Origin of the sequence: Enterobacter sp. PP-008-ECC_S150 (assembly GCF_045257065.1) — a bacterium.
GTDB classification, from domain to species: Bacteria; Pseudomonadota; Gammaproteobacteria; order Enterobacterales; family Enterobacteriaceae; genus Enterobacter; species Enterobacter chengduensis.
In genome coordinates this window covers 1-10,469 of sequence record NZ_JBJHHG010000043.1, presented here as the reverse complement: position 1 = coordinate 10,469, position 10,469 = coordinate 1, and the positions used below count along the sequence as shown (strand labels likewise).

Genomic DNA, 10,469 nt, shown 5'->3' with positions numbered 1-10,469 from the left:
GGGAGCCACCAGGGGGAAACGCCTGGTATCTTTATAGTCCTGTCGGGTTTCGCCACCACTGATTTGAGCGTCAGATTTCGTGATGCTTGTCAGGGGGGCGGAGCCTATGGAAAAACGGCTTCGCCGCGGCCTTATCGCTTCCCTGTTAAGCTTCTTTCTGGCATCTCCCAGGAAATTTCCGCCCCGCCTGTAAGCCGGTACCGCTCGCCGCAGCCGAACGACCGAGCGCAGCGAGTCAGTGAGCGAGGAAGCGGAATATATCCTGTATCGCATATTCTGCTGACGCTCCGCTGCTGCATTTTTCTCCTGCCACATGAAGCACTTCACTGATATTCGCATCCGTGCCAACATAGTAAGCCAGTATACACTCCGCTAGCGCTACGTGACTGGTTCAGGGCTGCGCCCCGAAACCCGCTAACAGCCACTGACGCGCCTGCGGCTTGTCCAACCCCGCGCCGACCGGGAAAGGTTTTCCCGCCCGTCCCGGGGTTATCAGGAGACTGTTTTGTCAGAGAAACGGAACAAGATGCTCACCATGTGGGTGACGGAGGATGAGCACAGGCGGCTACTTGAGCGCTGCGACGGCAGGCAGCTGGCGGCGTGGATGCGGCAGACCTGCCTGGACGAAAAGCCGGCTCGTACCGCAAAACTTCCTTCGATCTCGCCGGCGCTGCTGCGCCAGCTTGCCGGTATGGGCAACAACCTGAACCAGATAGCCCGCCGTGTTAACGCCGGCGTCGGTACCGGTCATGACCGGGTGCAGATTGTGGCGGCGCTGATGGCCATCGATGCCGGGCTTGAGCGGCTGCGGCACGCCGTTCTTGAGAAAGGAACGGACGATGATCGTTAAATTTCATCCACGCGGTCGCGGCGGTGGCGCCGGGCCGGTGGACTATCTGCTGGGTAAAGACCGGCAGCGTGAAGGCGCCAGCGTCCTGCAGGGGAAGCCGGAAGAAGTCCGGGAGCTGATCGACGCGTCGCCTTACGTGAAGAAATACACCTCCGGCGTCCTGTCGTTTGCGGAGGCCGATCTGCCTCCCGGCCAGCGGGAAAAACTGATGGCCAGCTTCGAGCGGGTTCTGATGCCCGGACTTGATAAAGATCAGTACAGCATTCTGTGGGTGGAGCACGAGGACAAGGGGCGTCTGGAGCTGAACTTTCTGATCCCCAATACCGAGCTGCTGACCGGCAGGCGGCTCCAGCCGTACTACGACCGCGCCGACCGGCCGCGTATCGATGCCTGGCAGACCATCGTGAACGGCAGACTGGGGCTGCACGATCCGAACGCGCCGGAAAACCGCCGGGCGCTGGTCACGCCGGCCGGACTGCCGAAAACGAAGCAGGAAGCCGCAGAAGCCATCACCCGTGGACTGCTGAGCTTAGCCTCGTCCGGGGAGCTGAAAAGCCGTCAGGACGTCACTGAGGCTCTTGAAGGTGCAGGTTTTGAGGTGGTGCGTACAACGAAAAGCAGTATCAGCATTGCCGACCCTGACGGGGGGCGAAACATCCGACTGAAGGGAGCCATCTATGAGCAGTCTTTTAACGCTGGCGAAGGACTTAGAGCAGCAATCGAAAGCGCAGCAGAAGAGTACCGGCGAGATGCTGAAAGCCGCATTCAGCGAGCACGAGCAGTCTGTCAGAGCGGAACTGAACGCAAGCGCGAGGAGAATCAGCGACGCCATCAGCGCCCACGAGCAGAGTATGAGCGAGGCGATGGAGAAAAACCGGCGGAGCGTGTTGCTGACGGCCGGGAGGACATGGCTCACCATCCTGATGGTGTCAGCGCTGCTGATCGCCACGAGCGGGAGCATTCTGTGGTGGCAGGGACGGCAGATAACCGACAATTACACACATCTTCGTCAGCAGGAAGATACCCTGGCGAAAATGACCGCCCGGACGTGGGGAGTACGCTATCAGGAGAGCAACGACGGCCGGAGGTTCCTTATCCTGCCGCCGGGGATGCAAGCCGAAGCCATCCCCTACGACGGGACGACCTGGATCCGCCTGAAACAGGAGTAGCGGAAAATGACAGAGCTGGAAAAGCAGTTGCTGAGCGCATTAGAGCAGCTACAGCAGGACTACTCGCAAAGGCTGGACGAATGGGAGAGCGCCTTCGCGGAATGGCGGAGCATGTGTGGACTTATGCAACGGGAGAACGCGGTGCTGAACGAGCGCGTGTCGGACTTGAGCACGCAGGTGCTGAGTTTAAGCGAGCAGCTGCGCCGCTTGTCCGGGAACTGAATGCCATCGAGGAGAAGGCTGCACTGGAGTATCAGCGTCAGAACGAGCTGGAGCTGACGCTCCGACAGAAGCAGAAGAGTTTCGATGGTCCGAAGATGAGGTGACAGCCCGCACGAAGAAGGGCTCATCGCGTTCCTGCTAAATAGGCTGACTACCGGAATGGTAGTGACTTATCCCGGAGGAAGTGATGAAAATTCTCAACGTTATTGAAGCCCTGCTGAACTGTTTTTACCTGGTGATGGAGCTGTGTGAGTTGCCGGAGAGGCATTTGCCGGTTTTTAAGGCGTTCGCGCTGATTTTAGTGTGACTTTACGCTGCATGCATCTGGCTGCATGACTATGCATCAGTGTAATATCCAGCGGCTGCGTTTTTGGTGTTTTTTCGTCATGTCTGTCGCCACTTTCTCGCGTCTGGCACCGGAAACGCAGCCAACCCCGTTTCTGCGGTGCGGGCAAGGGGTGTTATGTTAAAAGCCGAGGTCTGGCGGATACGGAAAAAATTATGCCGGCCGGGCTTATGCCCGCGGCAATCCGGCCGATACTTAAATTATCCTTCACAAAGGATGTGCTGCGATCCAGGCAGTTGAGTGTTTTCCGGCTCCCGGATGTGAGCCATTTTTTTGCCTTCTGATGCCTGTTAATGCATGCGGAGCTGCGCTGGTTCTTCCAAGATTGATAGACGCCAGCTTCTCTGCTGGAGCCGGCGGATTTGCCGTAAATATGAACATTTTCTTATTGTTCAGCCCGCTAAAGATGGCGGGTTTTTTACGCGTGAAATCCGGAGCCGGACATCATGCCGGCATGGCTGAAGAGCGGGCTTTTTCCCGCCCTGTCGCAGTAATATATAACGCTACATAAGGAGTAGCCGATAACCATGGCAGTACTTACATTATCCGGGCAATCTGATTCATATGTTTTCACTTAAAAATATGTTCTCCCTGAACCTCCAGCGATCAGCCATTTCGTATGACGCAATTTGTCAGAATAAGCCTGTCATTGAGTTCAGTCCGGAGGGGGTGATAAATAAAGCCAGCCCGCTTTTTCTCTCCACTATGGGGTACAGGGCTGATGAAATAATCGGTCACCACCATCGTATATTCTGCCCGCCCTCGCTGGTAAGTTCACCGGAATACAGCCAGTTCTGGCAGCGCCTTGCCAGGGGAGAAAGCTTTAGTGGCAAGTACCTGCGGCTGGCAAAGGGAAATCGTTCCGTATGGCTTGAAGCCAGTTATATCCCCGTTTCTGACAGGCGCGGCCGTGTTATCAGAGTCATTAAAATTGCTGCCGATATTTCTGAGCGCGTGCATTCTGCTCTTGAGCAGGAAGCAGTCGTAAATGCCATAAACCGTTCTATGGCCATCATCACCTTCAATCCTGAAGGGATCGTGCTTGAAGCAAATGAAAATTTCGTCAATGCCACTGGCTATAAGCGGGATGAAATCATAGGTAAGCATCATCGTCTGTTCTGTGCCGAGACGCTTTACAAAAGTGATGAATACCGACATTTCTGGGAGAGTCTGAATCAAGGTGAGTTTTTTTCTGGTCTGTTTCCACGCCTTAACCGTCAGGGAGACCCTCTGTGGTTCCGTGCAACTTATAACCCTGTCTTTAACAGTGATGGGCAGCTTTATAAAATTGTGAAATTCGCTACAGATGTTACGGCTGATGTCCTGCGAAACCAGAGAGAGCAAGAGGCTGCTGTGCATGCATGGGATATGGCCGTGCAGACCCGAGAAAGTGCGCAGAACGGTGCCAATGTTATTGAAAATAGCATCCTTATGATTGACAGAATTGCGCAGGGGATGGGGGCTGTCTCCACCGATATCTCACGGCTCAACAATCAGTCTGAAAGTATTGACGATATGGTGGAAACCATCCGGAAGTTTGCCATGCAGACAAGACTTATTGCACTGAATGCCGCGATTGAAGCAGCAAGGGCTGGCGCATCCGGAAGAAGTTTTGCGGTTGTTGCCGCAGAAGTGCGTAATCTTGCGGCGAGCGTCAGTAGCGCGACTGAAGAAATTGAGCAAGTCGTGGCCAGCAATAGTCAACTGGCCAAGGATGTTCTCTGTGGCATTGAAAACAGCCTGATGAACACTCGGGAAGGGGTTACACTCATGCGCGAAGCGGGTGAAGTTATGACCAGCATTCAGAGGAATGCTGCAGGGGTTGAGACTGCGGTTAAGGATGTCGCCATTTCAGTTAAAGCCGGATAGGCCATGGTGCATATCCCCATATCTGTCGAACATCACAGATGATCTTCTTGAGATCCTTTCCGTTGCGTCGTAATCTCTTGCTCTGAAAACGAAAAAACCACCCGGCAAGGTGGCTTTTTCGAAGGTTCGCAAGAGTTGACGCTCTTTTGAACCGCGGTAACTGGCTTGGAGGAGCACAGTCACCAAAACTGTCCTTTCAGTGTAGCCTTATCGCACCCGAAACTTCAAGACTCTCCTCCTCTAAACCTGTTACCAGTGGCTGCTGCCAGTGGCGCTTTGTCGTGTTTTTCCGGATTGGACTCAAGTTGATAGTTACCGGATAAGGCGCAGCGGTCGGACTGAACGGGGGGTTCGTGCATACAGTCCAGCTTGGAGCGAACTGCCTTCCCGGAACTGAGTGTCAGGCGTGGAATGAGACAAACGCGGCCATAACAGCGGAATGACACCGGTAAACCGAAAGGCAGGAACAGGAGAGCGCACGAGGGAGCCACCAGGGGGAAACGCCTGGTATCTTTATAGTCCTGTCGGGTTTCGCCACCACTGATTTGAGCGTCAGATTTCGTGATGCTTGTCAGGGGGGCGGAGCCTATGGAAAAACGGCTTTGTCGTGGCCTTCTCGCTTCCCTGTTAAGCTTCTTCCTGGCATCCTCCAGGAAATTTCCGCCCCGTTCGTAAGCCATTTCCGCTCGCCGCAGCCGAACGACCGAGCGCAGCGAGTCAGTGAGCGAGGAAGCGGAATATATCCTGTATCACATATTCTGCTGACGCACCGGTGCCGCCTTTTTTCTCCTGCCACATGAAGCACTTCACTGACACCCTCATCCGTGCCAACATAGTAAGCCAGTATACACTCCGCTAGCGCTACGTGACTGGTTCAGGGCTGCGCCCCGAAACCCGCCAAAAGCCTGACGCGCCTGCGGCTTGTCCAACCCCGCGCCGACCGGGAAAGGCTTTCCCGCCCGTCCCGGCGTTATCAGGAGGCCGGTTTGTCAGAGAAACGGAGCAAGATGCTCACCATGTGGGTGACGGAGGACGAGCACCGGCGGCTGCTCGAGCGCTGTGACGGCAGGCAGCTGGCGGCGTGGATGCGGCAGATCTGCCTGGACGAAAAGCCGGCACGTTCCGGAAAGCTCCCCTCACTCTCGCCGGCGCTGCTGCGCCAGCTTGCCGGCATGGGCAATAACCTGAACCAGATAGCCCGCCGTGTTAACGCCGGCGGCGGCACCGGCCATGACAGGGTACAGATTGTGGCGGCGCTGATGACCATCGATGCCGGCCTTGAGCGGCTGCGGCACGCCGTTCTTGAGAAAGGAACGGACGATGATCGTTAAATTTCATCCGCGCGGCCGCGGCGGTGGCGCCGGGCCGGTGGACTATCTGCTGGGTAAAGACCGGCAGCGTGAAGGCGCCACCGTCCTGCAGGGGAAGCCGGAAGAAGTCCGGGAGCTGATTGACGCGTCGCCTTACGTTAAGAAATACACCTCCGGCGTTCTGTCGTTTGCGGAGGCCGATCTGCCTCCCGGCCAGCGGGAAAAACTGATGGCCAGCTTCGAGCGGGTTCTGATGCCCGGACTCGATAAAGATCAGTACAGCATTCTGTGGGTGGAGCACGCGGACAAGGGGCGTCTGGAGCTGAACTTTCTGATCCCCAATACCGAGCTGCTGACCGGCAGGCGGCTCCAGCCTTACTACGACCGCGCCGACCGGCCGCGCATCGATGCCTGGCAGACTATCGTGAACGGCAGACTGGGGCTGCACGACCCGAACGCGCCGGAAAACCGCCGGGCGCTGGTCACGCCGTCCGGGCTGCCGAAAACGAAGCAGGAGGCCGCAGAAGCCATTACCCGGGGACTGCTGACCCTTGCTTCGTCCGGGGAGCTGAAAAGCCGTCAGGATGTCACTGACACTCTTGAAGGTGCAGGTTTTGAGGTGGTGCGCACCACGAAAAGCAGTATCAGCATTGCCGACCCGGACGGGGGGCGAAACATCCGACTGAAGGGAGCCATCTATGAGCAGTCTTTTAACGCTGGCGAAGGACTTAGAGCAGCAATCGAAAGCGCAGCAGCAGAGTACCGGCGAGATGCTGAAAGCCGCATTCAGCGAGCACGAGCAGTCTGTCAGAGCGGAACTGAGCGCAAGCGCGAGGAGAATCAGCGACGCCATCCTCGCCCACGAGCAGAGTATGAGCGAGGCGATGGAGAAAAACCGGCGGAGCGTACTGCGGACTGCCGGGCGGACATGGCTCACCATCCTGATGGTGTCAGCGCTGCTGATCGGCACGAGCGGGAGCATTCTGTGGTGGCAGGGGCAGCAGATAACCGACAATTACACGCATCTTCGTCAGCAGGAAGATACCCTGGCGAAAATGACCGCCCGGACGTGGGGAGTGCGCTATCAGGAGAGCAGCGACGGCCGGAGGTTTCTTATCCTGCCGCCGGGGATACAAACCGAAGCCATCCCTTACGACGGGACGACATGGATCCGCCTGAAACAGGAGTAGCTGAAAATGACAGAGCTGGAAAAGCAGTTGCTGAGCGCATTAGAGCAGCTACAGCAGGACTACTCGCAAAGGCTGGACGAATGGGAGAGCGCCTTCGCGGAATGGCGGAGCATGTGTGGGCTTATGCAACGGGAGAACGCGGTGCTGAACGAGCGCGTGTCGGACTTGAGCACGCAGGTGCTGAGTTTAAGCGAGCAGCTGCGCCGCTTGTCCGGGAACTGAATGCCATCGAGCTCCGGCAGAGGGAGAATGAGTATCAGAAAACACTGGAGCTGGAGCGCCAGCCGCAGAAAACCTACCGCGGGCCGACACTTTAAACCATCCAGGCAGCTGACAACCCGCACGAAGAGGGGCTCTTATTTCTCCCGCTAAATAGGTTCGTGATCAAAAAGGTCACGACTTATTCAGGAGCGGGAAATGAAGCTGTTAAATCTTATTGAATCATTGCTTAACTGCCTGTATCTGGCGGCGGAGCTGTGGGACTGGCTGGAGAAGCATTTGTCGGTTTTTAAGGCATTGGCGCGGATTTTAGTGTGACTTTAACATCCATGCATCTGGCTGCATGACTATGCACTAGTGTAATATCCAGCGGCTGCGTTTCTGGTGTTTTTTCGTCATGTCTGTCGCCACTTTCCTGAGTCTGGCACCGGAAACGCAGCCAACCCCGTCTCAGCGGTGCGGGCAACGGATGTTATGGTAAATAAGAGCGACCGTCCCGGTCGCTCTTGAAAGAGAATTCGGCCTTAGGTCAGTTTTCGCAGATACAATCATGTGGACTGCGGAGACATTCTTCGCACTCCTCACATATGCACTCATCCAGTTTTTCACCGCACTCGTCGCAACGTGAGCAGCTACAGTGCTCATCTAAATTTCCACAATCGCTGCAGCGCTCACAGACGCAGTCTGCCAGCTTCTCGTTGCAGTCATCGCAGAAGCCACAGGTACAGGCGCTGGCAGGGAGGGCACAAACATCGCAAATCTTATCCATTGGATCCATTTTATCTCACTTTTATTTTATCAGTGGCTGTGTGCGGGCGATTTCCCCAGCGCGATAGATGTGGATTTAAGTGCCATTTTTCAATGATTAAGGCAGCTAAAAAAGTGGTTTTTTAGGGCTTTTCAACGTGACCAGCACTGACGGGGATAAATACAGGTAAGCAATAATGCTCAGTCATGAAAAGGAGAATCCGATGGAGCAACATACCCCTGAATACTTACGACGTACCTTAGCTCATAACCGTGCCCTAATGGACGATATCATTAGCAGTGGCATGTCCAGGTACTACAACACGGAGATTGTGGATGCCGCATGTGAGGCGATAGAAGCTGAATTGCGACGACGAGGAATTTTGTAAGAGACAAAGCCCGCTTATGCGGGCTTTGTCGTTACTGGCGCTTCTGTTACTCAGTGTTGTCTGGGGTTCGGTAGATCTGTAGCCAGTACCTGCCAGGTGCGCTCGTTGGTGGTGCGAACTCATTATCGCGAATGGTGCAGTATCGTCCATATTTGCGGGTAACAGTATGAGTGTTTGTGTTGATGTCACATTCTTGGAATGAGCCACCATCACGACCTATTTTGCCATGTGGTCCTACATAAATTGCCATTTTGTTCTCCTTTTTAGAGCCTTGTATGGGCATCTTATTGGTGTTCAAACAACAATCATTTCAAGATCTAAGAACTGAACTAAAAATCAAACTAAAGGTAGGTATGCGGGGGTTTTACGGCAAAAAGCCCGCACGAGCGGGCTTTTACTTATGGAAACATCGGATGAAGGTGTTCTAGCGTCTCGGATAAAGTTTTACGACTTTTCGAGAGGCTGTACTGAGCCTGCATATTAACCCACGACTCTGCAGAGCGGCCTATAACTTTAGATAGTCGAAGAGCCATCTCATAACTAAGATCAGTTTTTCCATTGAGCAATCTACTTAATGCAGATTGTGATACTTCAAGCTTATCAGCTAACTCTGCGGCAGGTATTTCGAACGGTTCCATGAACATTTCCCTGATGAATTCACCGGGGTGTACAGGATCGTAAAGATTTATCATGCCTTCCTCTATTGGTTTTGTATTTGATTACACAAAACATTTTGTTTCTTTCGCGTTGCGCATTGCACAATACGCAAGTGTCTGTTATTGACAAAAAAAGCAGTAAGCTTTAGGATGCTCGGTGGAGCAGAAAGCTACCGCTGATATGGTGTCTTTACCGACTTTTTCAAGGCGCCATATTGTACGGTTAGCGCTCTTGGAAGTCAAACGAGGTAATCGACCTCAGAGACAAAGTTACGTCAATTATTTTAATAATGCAAGGGGTTCAAATGGACGCTGTCAAATTGTTTTCTGTTTATAGAGATAGATATCGACGAAAATTTTATGGAGATGATTGATGATAAAAAACATAAAGCATAAAGGGCTTCGGAGTTTTGCTGAAAACGGTAACACCGCCGGAATTCAGCCTCACTTAGCGAAAAAACTTCGCATGATATTGACTACGCTAAGCACCGCAACATGTCTTCAAGATATTGTGGATGTAAGGGCGCTGGGGTGTCACCCCCTAAAAGGTGAACGTAAAGGTGAGTTTTCCGTAGAGGTTAACGGAAACTGGAGGGTGGTTTTCAAGGTGGAAGAACCAAACGTCTTAGACGTTGATCTTGAAGATTACCATTAGTAATCAATAAGTAAGTTACTAATCCATCCTAGTGGCAATATGGATGGATTAGGGACTTTATTCAAAAATAAGTACCTCTGGAGGATTTATGAGAGCCTTTATGATTTTGTTGTTCCCTTTGCTTTGTGTAGTCATTGCTGGGGTTCTTGCTGTTCGTGGCCTAGATGGGTGGGGATGGTTCCTGTTTGCAGCTGTTTTGTGTACTGGTGTTGATACGGTGCAGAAACATGTCTCTAACAAGAATAATTCTGTAAGCGATTGAGGCTTTCAGGGTTCTTCCTTGACTGATTAAATCGACAAAGCGTATCTTATGTTCGAAACGAAAAAACCGCCTGGGGAGGCGGTTTTTTCGAGGGTTCAGTAAGTTGGGGAACTTCTGAACCGTGGTAACAGGGTGTACAAGACCGCTGAAACCAAATTCTGTCCTTCCAGTTTAGCCTCAGTATGGCTCTGACTTCAAGAACTCTGCATCAGTAATCTCTTGTACACCCTCTTACCAATGGCCGCAGCCAGTGGCGTTTTGTTGTGTCTTTCCGGGTTGGACTCAAGTCGATAGTTACCGGATAAGACGCTGCGGTCGGACTGAACGGGGGGTTCGTGCATACAGTCCAGCTTGGAGCGAACTGCCTTCCCGGAACTGAGTGTCAGGCGTGGAATGAGATAAACGCGGCCATAACAGCGGAGTGACACCGGTAAACCGAAAGGCAGGAACAGGAGAGCGCACGAGGGAGCCACCAGGGGGAAACGCCTGGTATCTTTATAGTCCTGTCGGGTTTCGCCACCACTGATTTGAGCGTCAGATTTCGTGATGCTTGTCAGGGGGGCGGAGCCTATGGAAAAACGGCTT

The 10,469-nt window shown here is 53.5% G+C and carries 9 protein-coding genes; 8 read left to right on the top strand and 1 reads right to left on the bottom strand.

All coding sequences use genetic code 11. The features are described from left to right. Nucleotides 1-505 precede the first annotated feature (505 nt). From ACJBF3_RS25480 to ACJBF3_RS25450, 7 genes are all read left to right on the top strand, one after another. On the top strand, nt 506-850 hold the full coding sequence (locus ACJBF3_RS25480) for a MobC family plasmid mobilization relaxosome protein (protein WP_032976203.1): 345 nt from the start codon (nt 506-508) through the stop codon (nt 848-850). A 677-nt stretch (nt 851-1,527) separates the two neighbouring features. Beyond that, nucleotides 1,528-2,019: an MbeB family mobilization protein gene (locus ACJBF3_RS25475; protein ID WP_016355729.1), complete on the top strand. Its 492-nt coding sequence runs from the start codon at nt 1,528-1,530 to the stop codon at nt 2,017-2,019. A gap of 6 nt (nt 2,020-2,025) precedes the next feature. After that, nucleotides 2,026-2,241 carry an MbeD family mobilization/exclusion protein gene (locus ACJBF3_RS25470; RefSeq protein ID WP_000137422.1) on the top strand — a complete coding sequence of 72 codons (216 nt, stop codon included), beginning with the start codon at nt 2,026-2,028 and terminating at the stop codon, nt 2,239-2,241. Nucleotides 2,242-3,151: 910 nt separating this feature from the next. Beyond that, a complete protein-coding gene (locus tag ACJBF3_RS25465) occupies nt 3,152-4,456 on the top strand; it encodes a PAS domain-containing methyl-accepting chemotaxis protein (RefSeq protein ID WP_007899670.1) in 1,305 nt (434 codons plus the stop codon). Nucleotides 4,457-5,442: 986 nt separating this feature from the next. Continuing rightward, a complete protein-coding gene (locus tag ACJBF3_RS25460; RefSeq protein ID WP_045342092.1) occupies nt 5,443-5,787 on the top strand; it encodes a MobC family plasmid mobilization relaxosome protein in 345 nt (114 codons plus the stop codon). Between the two features lie 677 nt (nt 5,788-6,464). Then, nucleotides 6,465-6,956, top strand: coding sequence for an MbeB family mobilization protein (locus tag ACJBF3_RS25455; protein WP_045342089.1), 492 nt, complete (start codon nt 6,465-6,467; stop codon nt 6,954-6,956). A 6-nt stretch (nt 6,957-6,962) separates the two neighbouring features. Beyond that, nucleotides 6,963-7,178: an MbeD family mobilization/exclusion protein gene (locus ACJBF3_RS25450; protein WP_000137422.1), complete on the top strand. Its 216-nt coding sequence runs from the start codon at nt 6,963-6,965 to the stop codon at nt 7,176-7,178. Between the two features lie 1,531 nt (nt 7,179-8,709). Here the strand turns inward: ACJBF3_RS25450 and ACJBF3_RS25445 are convergent. Then, nucleotides 8,710-9,003, bottom strand: coding sequence for a HigA family addiction module antitoxin (locus tag ACJBF3_RS25445; protein ID WP_000609279.1), 294 nt, complete (start codon nt 9,001-9,003; stop codon nt 8,710-8,712). A 337-nt stretch (nt 9,004-9,340) separates the two neighbouring features. Here ACJBF3_RS25445 and ACJBF3_RS25440 point away from each other — a divergent pair, with 337 nt between their 5' ends. After that, on the top strand, nt 9,341-9,622 hold the full coding sequence (locus ACJBF3_RS25440; RefSeq protein WP_000594459.1) for a type II toxin-antitoxin system RelE/ParE family toxin: 282 nt from the start codon (nt 9,341-9,343) through the stop codon (nt 9,620-9,622). Nucleotides 9,623-10,469 lie beyond the last annotated feature (847 nt).

Coding starts and splice junctions, on each gene's coding strand:
- ACJBF3_RS25475 (WP_016355729.1), top strand. CDS start 1,528: ATGAGCAGTCTTTTAACGCTGGCGAAGGACTTAGAGCAGCAATCGAAA.
- ACJBF3_RS25470 (WP_000137422.1), top strand. CDS start 2,026: ATGACAGAGCTGGAAAAGCAGTTGCTGAGCGCATTAGAGCAGCTACAG.
- ACJBF3_RS25465 (WP_007899670.1), top strand. CDS start 3,152: ATGTTTTCACTTAAAAATATGTTCTCCCTGAACCTCCAGCGATCAGCC.
- ACJBF3_RS25455 (WP_045342089.1), top strand. CDS start 6,465: ATGAGCAGTCTTTTAACGCTGGCGAAGGACTTAGAGCAGCAATCGAAA.
- ACJBF3_RS25450 (WP_000137422.1), top strand. CDS start 6,963: ATGACAGAGCTGGAAAAGCAGTTGCTGAGCGCATTAGAGCAGCTACAG.
- ACJBF3_RS25445 (WP_000609279.1), bottom strand. CDS start 9,003: ATGATAAATCTTTACGATCCTGTACACCCCGGTGAATTCATCAGGGAA.
- ACJBF3_RS25440 (WP_000594459.1), top strand. CDS start 9,341: ATGATAAAAAACATAAAGCATAAAGGGCTTCGGAGTTTTGCTGAAAAC.